The organism is Marinobacter excellens LAMA 842, assembly GCF_001574445.1.
Lineage (GTDB): Bacteria > Pseudomonadota > Gammaproteobacteria > Pseudomonadales > Oleiphilaceae > Marinobacter > Marinobacter shengliensis.
Genome location: NZ_LOCO01000006.1, coordinates 6,993 through 29,647, shown reverse-complemented (window position 1 = coordinate 29,647; position 22,655 = coordinate 6,993). Strand labels below are relative to the sequence as shown.

The window sequence follows — 22,655 nt, the reverse complement described above, 5'->3', positions numbered from 1 at the left end:
CCTTCCGTGGCGTCCTGGTGCACACGCCGGCCGCCACTGACACCACCCATCACTGGCAGGAACACCAGAGCCATGGCCAACGAGGCAATCAGGCAGATCAGCACCGTCATCGGCAGGAACTTCATGAACTCGCCCACAACCCCGGGCCAGAACAACAGGGGCACAAACACGGCGAGCGTTGTGGCGGTTGAAGCTATAACCGGCCAGGCCATTCGCGAGGCGGCTTCTACCCAGGCGGTTTTCACCGGCTGACCATCGCTGAGGTTCCGGTCCGCCAGCTCAGACACCACAATGGCGCCATCCACCAGCATGCCCGCTACCAGAATCAGGCTGAACAGCACCACGATATTGAGGGTAAGCCCCATGCTCCAGATCACCAGAATACCGGTCAGGAAGGCGCCCGGAATGGTCAGGCCCACCAGGAACGCGGAGCGGGGCCCCATGGTGGCAATGACCACAATGATCACCAGCACGATGGCGGTCATCACGTTATTCAGGAGGTCAGACAGAATATCCCGAACTTCATCGGACTGATCCATGATGTAGCGAATGTCCAGAGTGTCTGGCAGCCGTGGTCTGGCGTCGTCGATCAGCGCGCGGATTTTCTCGATGGTTTCAATGATGTTGGCGCCTGAGCGTTTGGACACTTCCAACACCAGTGCCGGCTCGCCATTGATGCGGGCAAAACCGGTAGGGTCTTTAAAGGTACGCTGCAGCATGGCCACATCGCCAAAGGTGACCACCGAATCGCCGTCTACCTTCACCGGCATCGACATCACATCCTCGATGGTCTCGATCACCCCCGGCACTTTCAGGGCAATACGGCCATTGCCGGTGTCCAGGGAGCCAGCGGCAACCAGCTGATTATTGCGCCTGACCAGAGAGGCCAGTTGGTCAAAATCGATGCCGTAGCTTTCCAGCACCTGGGCATCCACCACAATTTCCAGAAGATCCTCGCGGTCACCGCCAATGTCGACTTCCAATACTTCGGGAATGGCTTCGATAGCATCCTGCAAGCGGCGGGCAATGGTTATCAGCTCGCGCTCGGACAAAGGCCCCGACAAACCAATCGACAATACCGGGAACAGGGAGACGTTGATCTCGTTCACACGAGGCTCGTCGGCTTCCTGCGGCAGCTTGCCGCGTGCGGTGTCTACTTTTTCCCGAACGTCTTGCAGCGCTTTGTCGGGATTGAAGCCTGCATCAAACTCCAGCATCACCGAGGCGTGACCTTCCGAGGCGTTGCCCCGCATCTCCTTGATGCCCTCCAGGGATCGCAGTTCCTGTTCCATGGGGCGCACCAATAGTCGTTCGGCGTCTTCGGGGCTGATGCCCTCCAGGGTCATGGATACATAGATCATGGGTATGGTGACGTCAGGGTTGGATTCCTTGGGAATCGCCTGATAGGCCGCCATGCCGCCCAGTAACAGAAACAGGAACAGCAACAAGGTGGTGCGGCTGCGGTCCATGGCCGCCGAAATCAGCGCTCGCATGGCCGCTAACCCCGCCGATCCGAGCGATCAACGGGCTCGACCTGTTCACCCTCGGCCACAAAACCGCCACCACGGGTAATCAGGCGAATCTGCTCCGGCAGGCCAGAGACCCAGGCACCGTTGGTGGATACGCTCAACAGCCGAACGTTCTGGAAGACCACAGCGTTGCTGTCATCCACATATTTCACGCCGGGCCGGCCGTCATCGTCCAGGCTCAGATACGCCGGTGAGATAAAAATCGCATCCTGCTCGGGCAACCGGATATTCAGGTTGGCCGTGCCCCCGGCCGCGCGTTTCTGTTCGGGATTCTCCACTACAATTTCAACTGCAAAACTGCGGGTTTCAGGGCTTGCCGCGCTGGCTACAAAACTGACGACGCCGGCCAGCCGTGTGCCATCCAGAAGATTAACCTCCACGGCCTGCCCCGGCTGAACATCCTTCACGGTTTGCTGTGGAATTCTGCCGGTGGCTTTCAGCCGGTCAATCTGCACCAGCTCCAGCATCGGCGTACCCACCTGCACCAGATCGCCCTGCTCAACATCTTTACGGTTAACCACGCCGTCAAACGGGGCCTCGGGCCGAAGGTGCCTGACCGCAAGTTCCGCAGCCGCCAGCTCCGCCCGGGCCGCCGCCAGGTCACTCTGCAGCCTGAGAATGTCGGTCTCCGCCGCCAGGTTGTTGGCTCTCAACCGGCGCCCGGCGGCAAGGTCAGCCTCCAGCTTTCGAATGTTGGCGCGCCAGCGCTCTACAACGGCGTCCCGGCCATCAACAGACAGCTGCAACAACTCCTGCCCGGCACGAACGCTTTGCCCCAGCTCTACCTGCATTCGCTCAACCGTGCCGGCTACCCGCGCACCCACCATCACCGAACGCCAGGGCTCAAGCTGGCCCTGTAGTTTCAGGGTTGGTTGGTAACGGGTTGCCTCAAGGGTCTCAATTTCAACCCGAATCCTCTCTGCCTCCTGAACCTGCGGCTCATCCGGTGCCTCTTTACTGGCCACCTTTACATCGCCAGTCGCCATCCAGACAACCAGCAGCACGAGAATCAGAAGTGACAGCCCGAGAGAGCCCAATTTTGCTTTCGTCATGTAACACTCGCCACGGAATCGTTCTTAATTGATGGCCCTGACAACCCGCGATAGGCGGGCGAGGCCACATTTCCGGCAATAAACGGTTGCAACCGGATTTAAACGTGGGTTAGATTCTACACACATTGTTTGAATCAATTCAGAGCAGACTGTCGATTTTATGAATCTCAACGCAATGGTTGTCATCGTGAAGCTAGTCCTGGTGGTCGTGGTACCGTCCGGGGGCTTTTGCGTGGACAAGCGGGTGAGATAGCGACAACCTGACAAAGACACCAGAAACCCCCGGCACCGAAAGGTCCCGGGGGTTTCTTTTTTGCGGCAAAGAAAAAGGGAAAAACGAGCATGAACGGCGCACAGCACATTCTTGAAGCGTTCCACCGCCATAACATCCATACCGTATTCGGCTATCCGGGTGGCTGCATCATGCCGCTATACGATGCCCTGGTGGACGATGTGGGTGTGGAGCACGTGCTGTGCCGCCACGAACAGGCGTGCGCCCTGGCTGCCGATGGATATGCTCGGGCCAGTGGCGGGATCGGCGTTTGCATCGCCACCTCTGGCCCCGGCGCCACCAACCTGATCACTGGCGTTGCCAATGCCTATATGGATTCCATCCCCATGCTGGTAATCACCGGGCAGGTTCCATCCGGATTGATTGGCACCGATGCCTTCCAGGAAACCGACATTCTGGGTATGACCCTGGGCATCGTGAAACACAGTTACCTGGTAGACGACGCCGAGGTCCTGCCCGCCATCATGGAAGAAGCCATTAACCTGGCCCAGAGCGGCCGGCCAGGACCGGTATGGATTGATATTCCCAAAGACATTCAGTTAACGGAGATCGAGGCGCCGGCTGCTGCAACCTGCGCTCAGCCAGATCCGCTTTGCCCGGAGATTTCCGACGCCCTGGCCATGCTTTACTCAGCCAAACGCCCCCTGCTCTACAGTGGCGGCGGCGTATCTCTGGGCCGTGCTGAAGACAGCTTCCGTGAATTTGCCAACACTTCTGCCTTGCCGGGTGTTGTGACCCTCAAGGGGATTGGCAACCCGGGCAAGAACAATCCTCACAGCCTCGGCATGTTGGGCATGCACGGCTCCCGGGCGGCCAATAAGGCGGTTGATGAATGCGACCTGCTGCTGGTTATCGGCGCCCGCCTGGACGACCGTGCCACCGGCAAACTGGACGGCTTCGCGCCCAACGCCCGGATGATTCACATCGACGCCGACGCCGCCGAGATCAACAAGCTGCGCCCGGCAGACCTGGCCCTGCGGGGTGACCTGAACCGGATATTACCTGCGTTCACCGAGGCTTTGAAGGAAAAGCCACTGGCCATTGCCCACTGGCAAAAGCAATGCAGAACCTGGCACACCACCAGTGGCTTCCAGGCGGCGGACAACGAGGAAGCCCTGGCGCCGATCACCGGCCCCGCGTTTATCCGCCAGCTTTCACGGATTACGCCGGATGATACGGTCATCGCCTGTGACGTTGGCCAGCACCAGATGTGGGTTGCCCAGCATTACGAATTCGACCATCCACGGCACCACTTGACCAGTGGCGGCCTGGGCACCATGGGCTTCGGTCTGCCGGCGGCCATTGGCGCCCAGTTTGCCAATCGTCGCGGCACGGTCATCAATGTTACCGGTGATGGCTCGTTCATGATGAACGCCCAGGAGCTGGCCACCATTCGCCGCTATAACCTGCCGCTGAAGCTGATCATTCTGGATAACCAATGCCTGGGCATGGTGCGCCAGCAGCAGGAGCTGTTCTACAACAACCGGGAAAGCCACATCAATCTGGACGACAACCCGGACTTTGTGGCCATGGCGCGGGCGTTTGATATCCCGGCGCTGCACATTGAGCGCACCGATCAGATTCGCCGGGGCATTGAGACGATCCTGGCTTACGACGGCCCGATGTTGCTGCACGTGGCCATCAGCCGGGAGGAGAACGTCTGGCCGATTGTGAAACCCGGCGCCAGTAACCGAGACATGATTGACGAAAAACGTCGCACTACCACCAGCAAGGAGCACGTAGCATGAGCGCGCAAGCACAAACAGAGTTACCGAGTTATACGTTGAACTGTCGGATGAACCAGGAGGCGGCGGCGCTGGAGCGGCTATGCCAGGTGGTTCGGGTTCGGGGGTTCCAGATTTCGCGTATGACCATGGAGGCGGCCGACAACCATCTGGACATCGCCCTGACTCTCTCGGGCAGTCGGCCTATCGGTATGTTACGTTCGCAATTGGAGAAGCTGCATACCGTTGTAGACGTGGCCCTTCAGGAACAGGCGGCTTCGGCTCGCTCTGTTTCTGCCTAAGGGTCTGCTTGGGCTCCCAGACTTCCGGTTGTGGGGGCGGGCTTGCGGGGTGGCTGTTGGATTTTTTTTGGAAAAACAACTCGCTTCGCTCAGACATCTTTTTCCGGCAAAAAATCCAACAGCCACCCCGCGCCGACGGGCATTGGCGGGTTCACGGGGAAACTTCCTGGGAATGTGTTGTCCCCCTACCTACGAGCTGCTCTGGTATAGGCTGCTTTTTGCCTGCGGCGCTTTTTTGACAGCGGTTGCGCTTTGGAGATTTGTGGGTTTTGCTGGTTGGATGACTTTTCTTTTGATGGGAGGCACTTTTATGACCACGGATAAACGACGTCGTTATTCCGCACCGGTGGTGGATGGTATTAACAAGTCTGCCAGTCGCGCGATGTTGCGTGCGGTGGGGTTTCAGGATGAGGACTTTCGGAAGCCGCAGGTGGGTATTGCCTCTACCTGGAGTAATCTGACGCCCTGCAATATGCACATTGACGGTCTGGCCCGGGAAGCGGCCAAGGGGGCAGATGCAGCGGGCGGCAAGAGTCTGATTTTTAACACCATCACGATTTCAGACGGCATTGCCAACGGCACGGAGGGGATGAAGTATTCGCTGGTGTCGCGGGAGGTGATTGCGGATTCCATTGAAACCGTGGCCGGTTGTGAGGGTTTTGACGGGCTGGTGGCGATTGGTGGGTGTGATAAGAACATGCCGGGTTGCATGATGGGGTTGGCGCGGCTTAACCGGCCGTCGGTGTTTGTTTACGGCGGTACCATTATGCCCGGTGAGAATCACACCGATATCATTTCGGTTTTCGAAGCGGTGGGTGCCCATGCCCGCGGCAATATGGACCTGATTGAGGTGAAGCAGATCGAGGAAACCGCCATTCCGGGGCCGGGTTCCTGTGGGGGTATGTACACGGCCAATACCATGGCCTCGGCCATTGAGGCCATGGGCATGAGCCTGCCGGGCAGTTCGGCGCAGAATGCGGTGTCTGACACCAAACTGGCTGACTGCGAAGCCGCTGGTGCAGCGGTGCTGAAGCTGCTGGAAGCAGACATCAAGCCGTCCGACATCATGACTCGTGAGGCTTTCGAGAACGCGATTACCGTTGTCATTGCCCTCGGCGGTTCCACCAACGCGGTGCTGCACCTGCTGGGCATGGCCAGTACGGTTGGTGTGGAGTTGTCGCTGGATGACTTCGTGCGCATTGGTAAACAGATGCCGGTACTGGCCGATTTGCGGCCGTCCGGCCATTACATGATGTCGGAACTGGTAGCCATCGGCGGTATCCAGCCGTTGATGAAGATGCTGCTGGAGAGGGGCCTGCTGCACGGCGACTGCATGACGGTGACCGGAAAAACCCTGGCTGAAAACCTCGCGACGGTAACCCCCTACCCGGAGGACCAGCAGATCATACGGGCCTTTGAAAACCCCATCAAAGCAGACAGCCACTTGCGCATTCTGTTTGGCAACCTGGCGCCGGAAGGCTCCGTGGCGAAAATCACCGGCAAGGAAGGCACCCACTTCTCCGGCAGGGCACGGGTATTCCATTCAGAAGAAGAAGCGCAGGAACGCATCCTCGACGGTACCGTGGTGGCCGGCGATGTGCTAGTGATCCGCTACGAAGGCCCCAAAGGCGGCCCCGGCATGCGGGAAATGCTCAGCCCAACTTCCGCCATCATGGGCAAGGGCCTGGGCAGCGATGTCGCCCTGATCACTGACGGCCGTTTCTCCGGCGGCAGCCACGGCTTCGTGGTTGGTCACATCACCCCGGAGGCGGCCGTTGGTGGGCCGATTGCCCTGGTAGAAGATGGCGACACCATCACCATTGATGCAGTCAACAACTCTATCATCCTGGAGATCTCTGAAGAGGAAATGGAGAAACGCCGCCAGGCCTGGACGCCGCCCGAGCCAAGATTCACTCGGGGTGTTCTCGCCAAGTATGCCCGGGTGGTCAGTTCTGCATCTACGGGGGCCGTTACTGACCTGCCCTAGTCCGGACTGGGGGTCGGGCTTGGGCTCCTAGCCTGCTGGTTGAGGGGCGGGTACCGTTTGGCTTGGGCTCCCAGCCTTCCGGTTTGCGGGCGGGCTTGCGGGGTGGCTGTTGAATTTTTTTTGGAAAAACAACTCGCTTCGCTCAGACATCTTTTTCCGGCAAAAAATCCAACAACCACCCCGCGCCGACGGCGCATTGGCGGGTATTCGCTTGATAAAAACCCTTGTAGGTTTTGCGCTTAGAAAGGGAAAGGATAGATTCAGTGCAACACTCACACTTACCCCAGGGTACTTTCTTTGTTTTTACCCTTGGCATTCCTGTACTGCACGTCGGTAGGGGGGTATGGGGTATTTTTCTGGCAGGGAAAAAGATGTCTGAGCGAAGCGAGTTGTTTTTCCCAGAAGAAAAATACCCCATACCCCCCGTACCCGCCCCATAACCAGAAGGCTAGGAGCGGGCAAACTCAAAACTACCAAGCTTTGTAAGGCAGGAACTTCCCGTTAAGCGTAACCACCACCCGGTCACCCTTGGGGTTCTCCTCCTTCTCGATATCCATGGTGAAATCAATCGCACTCATAATGCCATCACCAAACTTCTCATGGATCAGCTCCTTCATGGTGTCGCCATACACCCCCACAATCTCGTACAAGCGGTAGATCAGCGGGTCCTGGGGTACACCGCCTTCCCAGGCTTTCTTCGGGCAAACCTGCAATGCCTCAGCCACCGGCTTGTCCAGGCCCAGGGTTTCGCACAGGGCGAACGCCTTGTCTTCGGTGAAGCTGTTCATGCCCAGGCAGGCTGAGGTGGTGAACACCGGGGACATGCCAATCGCTTCAGCAATCGCTTCCCAGGTCATGCCCTTGCTAACTTTGGCTTCCAGAATTTTTGCGGTCATCAGTTCTTTGTTCATCATGGTTATTTCCTCTTTGGGATAATCAACATCAGGCATTCACCGCTCGCGCGGTGGTTTCGGTCTTGGTTTCAGCGGGCGCCGGGTCGGGCGTCAGCTCATCGGTGCTGGGGTCTACTACTCTCGGGCTGCCATCTTTCTCCGGCAGCGCTGAGCCGCTGCGATTCACCAGGAAATCCACCAGGTAATGGCGAATCTTCTGGTGGGCAGGGTTCTGGAAGATCGTGGCCCGGGAGCGCGGGTGTGGCAGGTTCACCTTCACGCTTTCGGCGATGCGGGCGTTGGGGCCGTTGGACATCAGGAAGATGCGGTCAGACAGCAGAATGGCCTCGTCCACATCGTGGGTGATCATGAACACGGTCTGGCGGGTTTCTTCCCAGATTTTTACCAGCTCGTCCTGAATCACCCCGCGGGTGAGGGCATCCAGAGCCCCAAAGGGTTCATCCAGCAACAGCAGCTCTGGCTGGGTGGCGAAGGCGCGGGCGATGCTCACCCGCTGGCGCATACCGCCAGACAGCTGGGAAGGCTTGCGGTCCATGGCGTGGTCCAGACCGACCATTTTCAGGTATCGCTCGCTGTGCTCTCGCACCTTCTCTTTGGACCAGCTGGGCCAGCGAGCCTTTACCCCAAAGATGATGTTGTTCAGGGCGGTTTTCCAGGGCAACAGGCTGTAGTTCTGAAACACCACGCCGCGCTCCAGGCCCGGGCCTTTCACTTCTTTTCCGTTCATCACCACGTTGCCGGTACTGGCCTCGTCCAGGCCGGCCAACACGTTCAGGATGGTGGATTTGCCACAGCCGGAATGGCCGATGATGCACACAAACTCGCCTTTCTGCAGGGCGAAGCGGATGTCTTCGAAGACTGTCAACTCACCGCCCTGGCCGTCCGGGTATACCTTCGACAATCCATCTACTTCCAGGAATGACTTACTCATATCAATTCTCCAGTCGGAGGGTTCTGGCGGGCGCCAGACAACCGGCGCCCTGCCCGATCATTCTTTGTATTCAACCAGCTTCTGAGCCTTGCCCAGGGCCAGGTCCAGCAGCATGCCCACCACCCCGATCATCAGGATGGAGAAGATCACACTGGCGAGGTCCAGGTTGTTCCACTCATTCCACACGTAGTAGCCAATGCCGGTTCCGCCCACGAGCATTTCCGCCGCCACAATCACCAGCCAGGCGATACCGATGGAGATGCGCATGCCGGTCAGGATGGTTGGCGCTGCTGCAGGCAGAATCACCGTAATCGCGGTCTTGAACGGATTGAGCTCGTGGGTGCGGGCCACGTTGACCCAGTCCGACCGCACGTTGGCCACGCCGAAGGCGGTGTTCAGCAGCATGGGCCAGATGGAGCAGATGAAGATCACGAAGATGGCCGACGCATCCGAATCCTGGATGATGAACAGGGCCAGCGGCATCCAGGCCAGGGGCGAGATCGGTCGCAGCACCTGGATGTACGGGTTGAGCGCCTTGTACATCAGCGGCGACATGCCAATCAGAAAGCCCAATGGCAGGGCAATCGCCATGGCCGCCAGATACCCCGTCAGCACCCGGTAAACCGAGTAGGCCAGCTGAATGCCGATGCCTTTGTCGTTGGCGCCTGCGTCGTAAAACGGGTTAGACAGCTCCGCCCAGGCCACTTTGATGACTGCTGATGGCGGCGGCACACGAGATTCTGACCCCGAGACGCCCATCAGCAATTCATACTCTGACGTAGCCTCCGTCGCCGCGGGCGGCTGGGTGGCCATTTCCCACATGCCAAGTGCCAGGATCAGGAAAGACACCGACAGCAGTGCTGCCCTCACATTCAACGAGGCCATGATCAAATCCTCCCGATGGCGAAGCTACGGGCATACTCTTCCGGAGTTTCCGGATCAAAGGTTTTGCCCATGATGGTGTGGGTTTTGTAGGTTTCGGTGGGTGCGCTGTACCCCATCTCGCGCATTAGCTTGCCGGTTTCACCCGCCAGGTAGACCTGCTCAGCAATGCCCTTGTAATCCACATCGCCCTCAATGTAGCCCCAGCGTTTCATCTGGGTCAGAATCCACACGCCCATGGAATGCCACGGGAACGGGTCGAAATCGATGCGGTCGGGCACGTTCTGCACCTCGCCCAGGCCATCGGCGTAGCGGCCTGTGAGCACTTGCTGGATCACCGGTACCGGCTGGTTCAGGTAGTTCCGCGGGGCAATGGCCTCGGCGATCTCTTTGCGATTTTCAGGCTCATTGGAGTACTGGGTGGCGTCGATGATGGCGCGCAGCAGAGCGCCATAGGTATTCGGATTCTGGCTGGCAAACTTCTGGCTGCAGGCGAAGGCGCAGCATGGGTGCCCTTCCCAGATATCCTTGGTGAGCATGTGAATGAAGCCGACTTTTTCCCAGACGGCACGCTGGTTGAACGGGTCTGGTGACAAGTAGCCATCCAGGTTGCCGGCGCGCAGGTTGGCGACCATCTCAGGTGGCGGAACCACCCGGATCTGAACGTCTTTATCCGGATCAATGCCGTTTTCAGCCAGGTAATAGCGCAACAGGAAGTTGTGCATGGAGTATTCAAACGGCACACCAAACTTGAAGCCCTTCCATTGCTTTGGGTCACGCTTGTCCATGTGATCCACGTGCAGCACGATGGCCTGGCCATTGATATTCTCCACCGCCGGCATGATGAACGGCTCCGGCGTGGAACCGGCGCCCATGGTCATGGCCAGGGGCATGGGAGTGAGCATGTGTGAGGCGTCGTATTCACCCGCCAGAGACTTGTCCCGAGCCACGGCCCAACCGGCCGTTTTGGTGACGGTAACATCCAGGCCATAGCGCTCATAAAACCCCATCGGAGCGGCCATAATGATGGGCGTGGCACAGGTGATCGGCACAAAGCCAACGTTCAGCTTGGTTTTCTCCAGCTTGCCGAGCGACTCCTTCACCGCCGCCTTGGCTTTGTCCATGGGGAACACGGAGCCCAGCAAAGCGGCTGCGGTCCCTGCCCCCATCATCTTCATAAAGCTGCGGCGGCTGTGATCGTTATGACCGAACACGGAGCGCACCACAGCGCTTTCGATGGCACGGTCCATCATGGCTTCGGAATCCATCCCGGCCGCAGAGCCTGTGGCTTGCTCGCCCCCTGTCTGGCGAAGGTTCAGCGATACAGACGGCAGGCTGTCACCAGGCTTACATTCCGGGCAACCACAGGTTTTCGCGTGGATAAGTGACTGGTCGCCGTCAAACGGGTTTCCAAGGCTTTTGGTTGTCATGGTGCACTCTCCCTACTCTCAGATAGTTTTTTTGCACTCTTGCGGTGCAACTAAGACTCTGGTTCTGCCCGGCCAGAATTTGGCCTTGGCAAACAGCACGTTCTGAGATGACTATTGCGGGGTTCGTGCCAACTTTATGAAAACCTCTACCTCATTGTTTTTATGGGGTTTAATACAAACGAATGCTAACCCGTCCAACTACGATATTTCGTAGACCACGATTTCTCGTAGCGAGCGATTCGATTTTTCGTAGTTGGCACAGGCTTTGTTTGGGTTTTACCGTCACTCAAGCGGAAGCCCGGCATGAACCAGCCCGAACGCATCGAAACACACCAATGGATCAACCACCTGCCAGAGGCTGCCCTTCTGGTGGATGCGGGCCAGGACCTGATCCTCGCTGCCAACAGCGCCATGGCGCGAATGGCGGGCACAGACCGACAATCCATTGCCAGCATGGCATGTACCCAGCTGTTTGCTGACCAGCGGCCCCAGTTGATCAACTTCACTGAAGAAACCCTGTTCCGAAGCCACAGCTGGAGCCGTGACTTCCACCTGAAACACCGGGACGGCCACACGGTTGAACTGGAAATTTCTTCTTCCTGCGTGGGAGAAGCCGAAGCGCAAACCCTGTTATTGCTACTGCGCGACCGGCGACAACTGAGAACCCTGCGCGAACGCCACGAAGCCAATCACTACCACCGGGGCGGTTTGCTGGAGTGGCGGCGAGTGGAAGAACTGTTCAAGGATATGGAGCGGGAGAACCAGCTGATTCTCCACGCCGTGGGCGAAGGCATTTACGGGGTAGACGCCGAAGGCCGCACCACCTTCGCCAACCCCGCCGCCGAGCGAATGCTGGGCTGGCGAATGGATGAACTTATGGGGCGGGTAATACACCGGGTTGTGCACCACTCCCACGAAGACGGCAGCCTGTTCCCGCTGAAAGAATGCCCCATCTACGGCGCTTTCCGGGACGGCAGTATTAAGCGCGTTGGCGACGACTGGTTCTGGCGCAAAGACGGCACCGGGTTCCCGGTGGAATACACCAGCACCCCGATCATGGACAACGGCCACCCGGTGGGTGCGGTCGTGGTTTTCCGGGATATCTCCTCCAGACTGCAAGCCCAGAAGGAACTGCAATCAGCACTGGAAGAAGTCGAAAGCCTGAAACGCCGGCTGGAAATGGAAAACGCCTACCTGCAGGAAGAACTCAGCGCGGAGTTCCACTTCCACGAAATCCTCGGCCAGAGCGACGCCATCAAGGCCATCGTGCGGCGCATCGGCATGGTGGCCCCGACAGATGCCAACGTTCTGATCACCGGCGAATCCGGCACTGGCAAGGAATTGATTGCCCGAGCCATCCACCAGGCCAGCGCCCGACGAGACCGCCCGCTGATCCGGGTAAACTGCGCTGCCATTCCGAAAGACCTGTTTGAGAGCGAGTTCTTCGGCCACATCAAAGGCGCCTTCACCGGCGCCGTGAACGACAGAATCGGCCGCTTTGAACTGGCCGACGGCGGCACCCTGTTTCTGGATGAAGTGGGTGAAATCCCTTTGGAATTGCAGGGCAAGCTTTTGCGGGTGCTTCAGGATCAACAGTTTGAACGCGTGGGTGAGAACAAGACCCGGGCCGTTGATGTAAGAGTGATTGCCGCCACCAACCGGGATCTAAAAACAGAGGTACAGGAGAAGACCTTCCGGGAAGACCTGTATTTTCGCCTCAATGTCTTCCCTATCGAATCCATTCCCCTGCGCAGGCGGCTTGAAGATATTCCCATGCTGGCCCAGGAATTCCTGAACCGGGCCTGCCAGAAGTTCAACCGACCACCGCTGGTTCTGACAGAGCGAGACGTGATGACCCTCAAGGCCTACCACTGGCCGGGCAACGTTCGGGAACTGGAAAACGTCATCGAACGCCAGGTGATTACCGCCGATGGCCGCCTGGATCTGGACCTTCCCGGTGCCGAGACTCCCGCGCATACCGCAGCAAACTCAACGCCATCGCGCCATTACGGTAGTGAGTTGTTGACCGAGGTAGACTTGAAGGAGCTGGAGAAACAGAACCTGATCAAGGCGCTGAGAATGACCGGCGGGCGCATCTTCGGAGATGACGGGGCAGCGGCACTACTTGGCATCAAGCCAACGACCCTCAATTCCCGCCTGGGCAAGCTCAAGCTTGATGCCCGGCAGTTTCGGGCTTCTTGAGTGTTGGCTTGGGTTTCTGGGTTCGGGCTTGGGCTCCTGGCCTTCTGGTTGGGGGGCGGGGTTTGGCTTGGGCTCCTAGCCTTCTAGCTGTGCGGGCGGGCTTGCGGGGTGGCTGTTGGATTTTTTTTGGAAAAACAACTCGCTTCGCTCAGACATCTTTTTCCGGCAAAAAACCCAACAACCACCCCGCGCCGACGGGCATTGGCGGGTATTCGCTTGATAACAGAGCCAATATATTTGGCACTTAAAATTGCAAAAGATCGATTCAGTACGATGGTCGCGCTTATTTCAGGGTGCTTTCGTTGTTTTTTCCTTGGTATTCCTGTGCTGCACGTCGGTAGGGGGGTGTGGGGTATTTTTCTGTCAGGGAAAAAGATGTCTGAGCGCAGCGAGTTGTTTTTCCCAGAAGAAAAATACCCCATACCCCGCGTACCCGCCCGCCAACCACCAGGCTAGGAGCCGAAGCCATACCCAGCCCGCAAACCGGGAAGGCCAGGAGCCCAAACCAAACCCCACACCAAAACCAGAAGGCTCAGAACGGAACTCAGACCACCTCGATGGCCACCGCAGTTGCTTCACCACCACCAATGCACAGCGATGCCACACCACGCTTCAGGCCACGTTGTTTGAGGGCGTTGATCAGGGTAATGATGATACGGGAGCCAGAGGAGCCGATGGGGTGGCCCAGGGCGCAGGCGCCGCCGTGCACGTTGACCTTTTCCGCAGGTAATTTCAGCTCATTGATGGCGGCCAGGGTGACCACTGCGAAGGCTTCGTTGATCTCGAACAGGTCGACATCATCCAGCGTCCAACCGGCTTTTTTGACCACTTTCTCAATGGAGCCAATCGGGGCCAGCGTGAACTCTGCCGGCAAGCGGGCATGGGTGGCGTGGGCCACGATTCTGGCTTGGGGAATCAGGCCACGGGCATCGGCTTCGGCGGCAGATGCCAACACCAGCGCGGAGGCCCCATCGCTGATGGAGCTGGAGTTGGCGGCGGTTACCGAGCCGTCTTTGGCGAAGGCGGGTTTCAACTGGGGGATTTTTTCGGGTTTGGCGTTGCCCGGTTGTTCGTCGGTGTCTACTTCCGTGTCACCACCCCGGCCAGAGACGGTAACCGGAACGATTTCATCCCGGAACCAGCCGTTCTCGATGGCCGCCAGGGCCTTTTGCAGGGAACCGATGGCGAACTCGTCCATGGCCTGGCGGGTGATGTTGTATTTATCAGCGGTGCGCTGGGCAAATACGCCCATCAGCCCGCCTTCGTAGGCGTCTTCCAGGCCATCCAGGAACATGCTGTCCATCACCTGGCCGTGGCCCATGCGCATGCCGGCGCGGGCTTTCGGTAACAGATACGGTGCCTGGCTCATGTTCTCCATACCACCGGCGATCATGATGTTGTTGGTGCCGGCTTTGATCTGGTCGTGGGCCATGATGACGGCTTGCATGCCGGAGCCGCACATTTTGTTGATGGTGGTGCAGCCACTGCTATCCGGAATACCGGCAGCGCGGGATGCCTGCCGCGCAGGTGCCTGGCCGAGGCCGGCGGGTAGCACGCAGCCCATGATGATTTCCTGTATATCTGCCGGCTGCAGCCCGGCACGTTCAATGGCCGCCTTGATGGAAACGGCGCCCAGTTCCGGTGAACGCACAGAGCTCAAAGAGCCCATCATGCCCCCCATCGGGGTTCTGGCGGAACCGGCTATTACGATATCGTTGTTCATGTTTTATGTTCTCCTGCAACGGAATCTAGTTGGTGTTCTTATTTTGCTCATCGGTCTTGTTTGGGTTCCTAGCCTTTCGGGTGTGCGGGCGGGTACGCGGGGTATGGGGTATTTTTCTTCTGGGAAAAACAACTCGCTTCGCTCAGACATCTTTTTCCCTGCCAGAAAAATACCCCATACCCCACTACCGACGTGCAGTACAGGAATGCCAAGGGTAAAAACAAAGAAAGTACCCTGGGGTAAGTGTGAGTGTTGCACTGAATCTATCCTTTCCCTTTCTAAGCGCAAAACCTACAAGGGTTTTTATCAAGCGACTACCCGCCAATGCCCGTCGGCGCGGGGTGGTTGTTGGATTTTTTGCCGGAAAAAGATGTCTGAGCGAAGCGAGTTGTTTTTCCAAAAAAAATCCAACAGCCACCCCGCAAGCCCGCCCGCAAACCGGAAGGCTGGGGGCCCAAGCCAGCCCCTCAGCGCCCAAGTACCGAACGGGCAATAATCTCCTTCATCACCTCTGAAGTACCGCCGTAAATCCTCTGCACCCGAGCATCGATAAAGTTCCGGGAAATCGGATATTCGGTGGTGTAACCGTAGCCCCCAAATAACTGCAAACAACCATCAGCCACCCGGCACTGCATCTCCGTGGCACTGTACTTGGCCATGGACGCCGTGGGCGCATCCAGTTTGCCGTCTTCGTATTCGCGGATGCACTGGTCAACAAACGCCTTGTTGATGCGGTAGTCCGTCTCCATACGGGCGATTTCGAAGCGGGTGTTCTGCAGTTGGCTGAGCTTCTGGCCGAACAGCACCCGCTCCTGGGCGTAGGCAATGGTCAGGTCCAGGGAGCCTCGGGCAGCGGCGACGCCCAAGGCGCCGATCACCAGGCGTTCGCGGGGTAGTTCCCGCATCAGGTACATGAAGCCCTGCCCTTCCTCACCCAAAAGAGCCGATGAGGGAATGCGCATGTCGGAGAAAAACAGCTCGGAGGTATCGCCGGAGTGCTGGCCGATTTTGTCCAGGTTGCGGCCTTTGCTGAAGCCCGGCAGTGAGGTGTCCACCAGGAACAAACTGATGCCCCGGGCGCCGGCTTTCGGGTCGGTTTTGGCGGCGACGATCACCATGTCGGCGTGCTGGCCGTTGGTGATGAAGGTTTTGGAGCCGTTGAGGATGTAGTCGTCACCATCCTTTACCGCGCTGGTGCGCATGGCCTGCAGGTCGCTGCCGGCGCCGGGTTCGGTCATGGCGATGGCGCCGACGGCTTCGCCGGAGACCATTTTTGGCAACCATTGCTGGCGCTGGGCCTCGTTACCGATGTGGCTGAGGTAAGGCGCCACGATGTCCGAATGCACCATCACATTGGTGGACAACGCCCCGAAGCCCATGCGGGCCATTTCTTCACCCACCACCACAGAAAACTGGAAAGGCGCACCAATGCCGCCGCAGTCTTCCGGCACGTCGACACACAGTAAACTGGCGTTGCCCAGGGTATTCCAGAGCTCCCGTGGCACGATGCCGCTTTTCTCCCAGGCTTCGTAGTGCGGTTTCACCTCGGCTTCCAGGGCCTTGATCACCGACTCCCGAAACATGGCCAATTCTTCTTGATCGACGTGGTTGGTCATATTACTCACCTGTTGTTATTCGTTCGCTTGTGGCGAATCCTGTTGCCTGAACCCGCTTGTGGCGGGTGGTTTGCATCAATTCACTTGGGCGCCATGCGCAGGGCGCAGTCCAGACGAATCACTTCGCCGTTCAGAATCGGGTTGCGCACCATCTGGTCTACCATCATGCCGAACTCTTCCGGCTTACCCAATCGCTTGGGAAACGGCAGTGTCGCCGCCAGGCTGTCCTGCACTTCTTCCGGCATACCGGCCATCATCGGTGTCATAAACAGGCCGGGGGCGATGGTGTTCACGCGGATACCTTCACGGGCCAGCTCGCGGGCGGATTGCAGAGTCAGTGCCACAACCCCGCCCTTGGAAGCACTGTAGGCGGCCTGGCCAATCTGGCCCTCGTAAGCCGCCACAGAAGCGGTGTTGATGATCACACCGCGCTCGCCATCGGCATTGGGCTCACGCTGAGCCATGTCGGCTGCGGCCAGGCGAAGGATGTTGAAGGTGCCAATCAGGTTTACCTGAATCACCTTGCTGAAGCTGTCCAGCGGCATCACCCCTTCCCGGCCCAGGATCTTCGCCGCCGGCGCAATACCTGCGCAGTTCACCGCAATGCCGCAGGGGCCATGGGCCTCCCGTGCGGCGTTTACGGCGGCCTCGGCACTTTCCGCAGAACTCACATCGCACTCGACAAAAATGCCGCCAATGTCTGCGGCCACCTTTTCGCCCTGCTCTTTCTGAAGATCCAGGATGGCCACCTTGCACCCGGCCGCCGACAGCGCACGCGCGGCGCCCTCGCCCAGCCCAGACGCGCCGCCTGTTACAATGGCCGCCACATTCTTGAATTCCATCATGCACTCCTATTCTCAGGATTGTATTTGTTGAAAATCGGACCCGAAAACCACTTTACGTTTACGTAAACTTTATCTAACCTTGGTCTAAAAAGGAAATCGTGATGAACGAAAAAAGAACCTTCAGCATCAGCGAGCTCTCCCAGGAGTTCGACGTGACAACCCGAAGCATCCGATTCTACGAGGATCAGGGCCTGCTCAAGCCCACCCGAAGGGGCCAAACCCGGATCTTCAGCACCAAAGACCGGGTTCGGTTGAAGCTTATTCTCCGGGGCAAGCGCATGGGCTTCTCCCTGGCAGAGACCAGGGAACTGTTCGACCTGTGGGACGAAACCCTCACCGGTAACGAAAAACAGCTTTTGAAGATGCTGGAAATCCTCGCCGACAGGCGTGCCCAGCTGGAACAACAGAAAAACGACATCGCCCAGGCGGAAATGGAAATCGAAACCGCGGAAACCCGGTGCCGCGAAGCACTGGAAGAGCTGCAGAAGAAAAAGAAACAGCAGGACGCAGGGCAAAAAGCATCCAAACAAACCGTCACCTGAGCGTGACGAAGCACACAGACCCAATTCAAGAACAACAAGGTAGCCAACGATGAAATCACAATACTCAGAACTCAATTTCGGTCTCGGCGAAACCCTCGACATGCTGCGCGAACAGATCAACGGCTTCGCCGCTGCTGAAATCGCACCCCGTGCCGAAGAAATCGACCGCAACAACGAGTTCCCCATGGACCTGTGGCGGAAAATGGGCGACATGGGCCTGCTGGGTATTACCGTGGGCGAACAATACGGCGGCTCAGACATGGGCTACCTGGCTCACGTCATCGCCATGGAAGAAATCAGCCGCGCCTCCGCCTCCGTTGGCTTGTCTTATGGCGCCCACTCCAACCTGTGCGTAAACCAGATTCACCGCAACGGCACCGAAGAGCAAAAGCAGAAATACCTGCCCAAACTCATCAGCGGCGAACACATCGGCGCCCTCGCCATGTCTGAGCCCAACGCCGGCTCCGACGTCATCTCCATGAAACTCAGTGCCCGCGACGAAGGCGACCACTTCGTCCTCAACGGCACCAAAATGTGGATCACCAACGGCCCGGATGCCCACACCTACGTCATCTACGCCAAAACCGACGTGAAAGCCGGCTCCAAAGGCGTCACCGCCTTCATCGTAGAACGGGACGCCCCCGGCTTCAGCCGCCACCAGAAACTCGACAAACTCGGCATGCGCGGCTCCAACACCTGCGAACTGGTGTTTGAAGACTGCAAAGTCCCCCGCGAAAACATCCTCGGCGGCGAAGGCAACGGCGCGAAAGTGCTCATGAGCGGCCTCGACTACGAACGCCTCGTCCTGTCCGGCGGCCCCCTGGGCATCATGCAAGCCGCCATGGACGTGGTCGTCCCCTACATCCGCGAACGCAAACAGTTCGGCCAGGCCATCGGCGAATTCGAACTGGTACAGGGCAAAGTCGCCGACATGTACACCTGGATGAACACCGCCAAATCCTACGTCTACATGGTCGCCATGTCCGCCGACCGCGGCGAAACCACCCGCAAAGACGCCGCCGGCGCCATCCTCTACTCCGCCGAAATGGCCACCAAACTGGCCCTGGACGCCATCCAGCTGCTCGGCGGCAACGGCTATATCAACGAATACCCCACCGGCCGCCTGCTGCGAGACGCCAAACTGTATGAAATCGGCGCGGGCACGTCTGAGATCCGACGGATGCTGATCGGGCGAGAATTGTTCCTGAACAAGTAACGTTTTGCGCGGAAATCACTGACCAACTCAAACGAGGCCCTGCGGAAAGCACAATTGCCCCAGACGGCCAGCACCTAAAGTCAGACTAGGTGCTGGCAGGATGCCCTTCCGGGAATCTCGAAGGCCATGGATGGCCGGAGCGAAGCGCACATGGACGTGCTCGTAGCGTTTCCCGGAAGGGCATCCTGCCAGCGCCGCGCCCCCTCAAAAGGGCCGATGCACGGACTATTAAAATGACGATACTCCAAAGCAAAATAAACCCGAGGTCCGACGAATTCCTGGCCAACCAGAACGCCATGGCCAAAGCCGTCGCCGACCTGCGCGAAAAAGTCGCCACCATCCAGCAAGGCGGCGGCCCAAGCTACCAGGAACGCCACATCGCCCGCGGCAAACTGCTGCCCAGAGAACGCATAAACCGCCTCCTCGATGACGGCTCCCCGTTCCTCGAAATCGGCCAGTTCGCCGCCTACAACGTCTACGACGAAGAAGTCCCGGCAGCTGGCGTGGTGGCCGGCGTGGGCCGCGTCTCCGGCACCGAATGCATGATCATCGCCAACGACGCCACAGTCAAAGGCGGCAGCTACTACCCGCTCACGGTCAAAAAACACCTGCGCGCCCAGGAAATCGCCCTGGAAAACCGCCTGCCCTGCATCTACCTGGTCGACTCCGGCGGCGCCAACCTGCCAAGGCAAGACGAAGTCTTCCCGGACCGCGACCACTTTGGCCGCATCTTCTACAACCAGGCCCGCATGAGCGCCGACGACATCCCCCAGATCGCCGTCGTTATGGGCCTGTGCACCGCCGGCGGCGCCTACGTGCCCGCCATGGCGGACGAATCCATCATCGTGCGCGACCAGGGCACCATCTTCCTGGCCGGCCCGCCGCTGGTGAAAGCCGCCACCGGTGAAGTAGTCAGCGCCGAAGACCTGGGTGGCGCAGACGTACACTGCAAAATCTCCGGCGTGGCCGACCACTACGCCGAAAACGACGCCCACGCCCTCGACATCGCCCGGCGCTGCATCTCCAACCTAAACCGCCGCAAACCGGTGGACGTGGAGATCCGCAAACCGAGAGCGCCGCTGTACAGCGCCGACGAAATCTACGGAATCGTCGGCACCGACTTGCGCAAACAGTTCGACGTGCGCGATGTGATCGCCCGCATTGTCGACGGCTCCGAATTCGACGAATTCAAACGCTATTACGGCCAGACCCTGGTCACCGGCTTTGCCCACATCCACGGTTACCCGGTGGGCATCATCGCCAACAACGGCATCCTGTTCAGCGAATCCGCCCAGAAAGGCGCGCACTTCATCGAGCTGTGCTGCCAGCGCAACATCCCGCTGCTGTTCCTGCAGAACATCACCGGCTTTATGGTGGGCCAGAAATATGAGGCCGAAGGCATCGCCAAACACGGCGCCAAAATGGTCATGGCCGTGGCCTGTGCCAACGTACCGAAAATCACCGTACTGATCGGCGGCTCTTTCGGCGCGGGCAACTACGGCATGTGCGGCCGCGCCTACAGCCCGGATTTCTTATGGATGTGGCCGAACGCCCGTATCTCTGTAATGGGCGGTGAACAGGCCGCCGGCGTACTCGCCACCGTCAAAAGGGAAGGCATGGAGCGCAAAGGCCAGGACTGGAGCAGCGACGAAGAAGCCAAATTCAAGCAGCCGATCATCGACACTTATGAGCACCAGGGCCACCCCTATTACGCCAGCGCGCGCCTGTGGGACGACGGCGTGATCGACCCGGCCCAGACCCGCGAAGTGGTTGCCCTGAGCCTGTCTGCCACCCTCAACCGACCCGCCAAGCCAACACGCTTCGGCGTGTTCCGGATGTGATGGAGGACATCGCCATGACCGATCAGGAACTAGCGGTTCGCCTCAATCACCGCGCCAAGGGTGTCACCGAGGTTGTGCTCAACCGCCCGGACAAACGCAACGCCTTTGACGACGTGATCATCCAGCAACTGATCAAGGCGCTGGAACAGGTAGACGCAGACAACAACACCCACGTTGTCATCCTTCGCTCCGAAGGCAAACACTTCTCCGCCGGGGCGGATCTGGGCTGGATGCGCCGCATGGCCGACAACAGCCGACAGGAAAACCTGGACGACTCGCGGCAACTGGCGCGGCTGATGAACGTGCTCAACCACTTGTCCAAGCCGGTGATCGGCCTGGTTCAGGGTGCCGCCTTCGGAGGCGCCGTTGGCCTGGCCGCCTGCTGCGACATCGTACTGGCCACCGAGAAAGCCAGCTTCTGCCTGAGCGAAGTCAAACTGGGCCTGATTCCCGCCGTGATCAGCCCCTACGTGGTGCGCGCCATCGGTGAGCGCCAGGCCCGGCGCTACTTTATCAGTGCCGAAGTCTTCACCGCCCGGCAAGCCGAACACTTCGGCCTGGTGCACGAAGTGTGTGAAGACGAAAGCGCCATGGAACGCCGCTGCGACGAACTGCTTTTGCAGCTTGCCCTCAACGGGCCAGAAGCCATGAAAGCGGCCAAAGATCTGGTATTTGCCGTCAGCCACAAGGTGATCGGCCAGGACGTGATCGACGACACCGCACAACGCATCGCCGACATTCGGGTAGGCGAAGAGGGACAAGAGGGCCTGAACGCCTTCCTGAACAAACGCCGCGCCAACTGGATTCCGGAGAGCAACTAACATGTTCAGCAAAATTCTCATAGCAAACCGTGGCGAAATCGCCTGCCGGATCATCCATACCGCCCATCGCATGGGCATCCGCTGCGTTGCCGTGTATTCCGATGCAGACGCAGACGCCCGGCATGTGGCCATGGCCGACGAAGCCTTCCACATTGGCCCGGCCCCCAGCTCCGAGAGCTACCTGAAAGCCGACAAGATCATCGAGATTGCCAAAGAAAGCGGCGCCCAGGCCATCCATCCCGGCTACGGCTTCCTGTCTGAGAACACCCAGTTCGCCGAAGCCTGCGAAGCCAACGACATCGTCTTCATTGGCCCGCCCTCATCGGCTATTGCCGCCATGGGTTCTAAATCCGCCGCCAAGGCCATTATGGAAAAAGCCGGCGTACCGCTGGTGCCCGGCTACCACGGCGACGACCAATCCCCGGAAACCCTGCGTCAAGAGGCCGAGAAATGCGGCTTCCCACTGCTGCTGAAAGCCGTCGCCGGTGGCGGTGGCAAAGGCATGCGGGTGGTGGAACGCATGGAAGACTTCGACGACGCCCTGGCCGCCGCCAAACGGGAAGCGAAGAACGCCTTCGGCAACCCGGACATGCTCATCGAACGCTACCTGACCCAGCCACGGCACGTGGAAATCCAGGTGTTCTGCGACCAGAGCGGCAAGGGCGTGTACCTGGCGGAACGGGATTGTTCCGTGCAGCGCCGCCACCAGAAAGTACTGGAAGAAGCCCCGGCGCCGGGCCTGAGCGAGGAAACCCGCAAAGCCATGGGCGAAGCCGCCGTTAAAGCCGCCCAGGCCATCAACTACG

The 22,655-nt window shown here is 59.0% G+C and carries 19 protein-coding genes; 10 read left to right on the top strand and 9 right to left on the bottom strand.

The features are described from left to right. Together J122_RS07220 and J122_RS07215 are read right to left on the bottom strand one after the other, a co-directional pair. On the bottom strand, positions 1-1,493 hold a 1,493-nt coding region (locus J122_RS07220; protein WP_197463821.1), incomplete at its 3' end, for an efflux RND transporter permease subunit. 5 nt (positions 1,494-1,498) lie between these two features. Next, positions 1,499-2,581 (bottom strand): efflux RND transporter periplasmic adaptor subunit, encoded by a 1,083-nt coding sequence (locus tag J122_RS07215; protein ID WP_061331666.1) that lies wholly within the window; start codon positions 2,579-2,581, stop codon positions 1,499-1,501. Between the two features lie 342 nt (positions 2,582-2,923). Here J122_RS07215 and ilvG point away from each other — a divergent pair, with 342 nt between their 5' ends. The 3 genes from ilvG to ilvD all read left to right on the top strand — a co-directional run bounded on the left by ilvG (position 2,924) and on the right by ilvD (position 6,886). Further along, positions 2,924-4,621 (top strand): acetolactate synthase 2 catalytic subunit, encoded by a 1,698-nt coding sequence (ilvG, locus tag J122_RS07210; protein ID WP_061331665.1) that lies wholly within the window; start codon positions 2,924-2,926, stop codon positions 4,619-4,621. Next, a complete protein-coding gene (locus tag J122_RS07205) occupies positions 4,618-4,899 on the top strand; it encodes an ACT domain-containing protein (RefSeq protein ID WP_061331664.1) in 282 nt (93 codons plus the stop codon). Before ilvG ends, J122_RS07205 begins: the two co-directional genes overlap by 4 nt. 310 nt (positions 4,900-5,209) lie before the next feature. Beyond that, positions 5,210-6,886, top strand: a complete 1,677-nt coding sequence (ilvD, locus tag J122_RS07200; protein ID WP_061331663.1) for a dihydroxy-acid dehydratase — start codon at positions 5,210-5,212, stop codon at positions 6,884-6,886. A 470-nt stretch (positions 6,887-7,356) separates the two neighbouring features. Here the strand turns inward: ilvD and cynS are convergent, their stop codons facing one another. Genes cynS through J122_RS07180 form a run of 4 tightly spaced genes read right to left on the bottom strand, consistent with a single transcriptional unit; the run spans position 7,357 to position 11,043 of the window. Beyond that, positions 7,357-7,800 carry a cyanase gene (cynS, locus tag J122_RS07195; RefSeq protein ID WP_061331765.1) on the bottom strand — a complete coding sequence of 148 codons (444 nt, stop codon included), beginning with the start codon at positions 7,798-7,800 and terminating at the stop codon, positions 7,357-7,359. Positions 7,801-7,828: 28 nt separating this feature from the next. Then, on the bottom strand, positions 7,829-8,731 hold the full coding sequence (locus J122_RS07190) for an ABC transporter ATP-binding protein (protein WP_061331662.1): 903 nt from the start codon (positions 8,729-8,731) through the stop codon (positions 7,829-7,831). 57 nt (positions 8,732-8,788) lie between these two features. After that, complete coding sequence (gene ntrB / locus J122_RS07185) at positions 8,789-9,616, bottom strand: nitrate ABC transporter permease (protein ID WP_058093073.1); 828 nt, start codon at positions 9,614-9,616, stop codon at positions 8,789-8,791. A gap of 2 nt (positions 9,617-9,618) precedes the next feature. Further along, positions 9,619-11,043 carry an ABC transporter substrate-binding protein gene (locus tag J122_RS07180; protein ID WP_058093072.1) on the bottom strand — a complete coding sequence of 475 codons (1,425 nt, stop codon included), beginning with the start codon at positions 11,041-11,043 and terminating at the stop codon, positions 9,619-9,621. Positions 11,044-11,346: 303 nt separating this feature from the next. Here J122_RS07180 and J122_RS07175 point away from each other — a divergent pair, with 303 nt between their 5' ends. After that, positions 11,347-13,245 carry a sigma 54-interacting transcriptional regulator gene (locus J122_RS07175; protein WP_061331661.1) on the top strand — a complete coding sequence of 633 codons (1,899 nt, stop codon included), beginning with the start codon at positions 11,347-11,349 and terminating at the stop codon, positions 13,243-13,245. Between the two features lie 126 nt (positions 13,246-13,371). Next, positions 13,372-13,701, top strand: a complete 330-nt coding sequence (locus tag J122_RS24760; RefSeq protein ID WP_156471731.1) for a hypothetical protein — start codon at positions 13,372-13,374, stop codon at positions 13,699-13,701. 88 nt (positions 13,702-13,789) lie between these two features. Here the strand turns inward: J122_RS24760 and J122_RS07170 are convergent, their stop codons facing one another. The 3 genes from J122_RS07170 to J122_RS07160 form a co-directional block, all read right to left on the bottom strand. Continuing rightward, the gene (locus tag J122_RS07170) at positions 13,790-14,968 is read right to left on the bottom strand and encodes an acetyl-CoA C-acyltransferase (RefSeq protein ID WP_061331660.1); all 1,179 of its coding nucleotides are present in this window, start codon (positions 14,966-14,968) and stop codon (positions 13,790-13,792) included. A 467-nt stretch (positions 14,969-15,435) separates the two neighbouring features. After that, a complete protein-coding gene (locus J122_RS07165; RefSeq protein ID WP_061331659.1) occupies positions 15,436-16,584 on the bottom strand; it encodes an acyl-CoA dehydrogenase family protein in 1,149 nt (382 codons plus the stop codon). An 80-nt stretch (positions 16,585-16,664) separates the two neighbouring features. Then, the gene (locus tag J122_RS07160; RefSeq protein ID WP_061331658.1) at positions 16,665-17,426 is read right to left on the bottom strand and encodes a 3-hydroxyacyl-CoA dehydrogenase; all 762 of its coding nucleotides are present in this window, start codon (positions 17,424-17,426) and stop codon (positions 16,665-16,667) included. 104 nt (positions 17,427-17,530) lie between these two features. On the opposite strand from J122_RS07160, the gene J122_RS07155 reads away from it, so the two are divergent. The 5 genes from J122_RS07155 to J122_RS07135 form a co-directional block, all read left to right on the top strand. After that, positions 17,531-17,971 (top strand): MerR family transcriptional regulator, encoded by a 441-nt coding sequence (locus J122_RS07155; RefSeq protein ID WP_058093067.1) that lies wholly within the window; start codon positions 17,531-17,533, stop codon positions 17,969-17,971. Between the two features lie 49 nt (positions 17,972-18,020). Beyond that, positions 18,021-19,187, top strand: coding sequence for an isovaleryl-CoA dehydrogenase (locus tag J122_RS07150; protein WP_061331657.1), 1,167 nt, complete (start codon positions 18,021-18,023; stop codon positions 19,185-19,187). A gap of 233 nt (positions 19,188-19,420) precedes the next feature. Continuing rightward, entirely contained in the window at positions 19,421-21,028 is a 1,608-nt protein-coding gene (locus J122_RS07145; RefSeq protein WP_061331656.1) for a carboxyl transferase domain-containing protein, read from the top strand. Positions 21,029-21,042: 14 nt separating this feature from the next. Further along, positions 21,043-21,849 carry an enoyl-CoA hydratase-related protein gene (locus tag J122_RS07140; protein ID WP_061331764.1) on the top strand — a complete coding sequence of 269 codons (807 nt, stop codon included), beginning with the start codon at positions 21,043-21,045 and terminating at the stop codon, positions 21,847-21,849. Between the two features lies 1 nt (position 21,850). Next, the coding region (locus J122_RS07135; RefSeq protein WP_156471735.1) for a biotin carboxylase N-terminal domain-containing protein at positions 21,851-22,655 on the top strand (805 nt) is incomplete at its 3' end.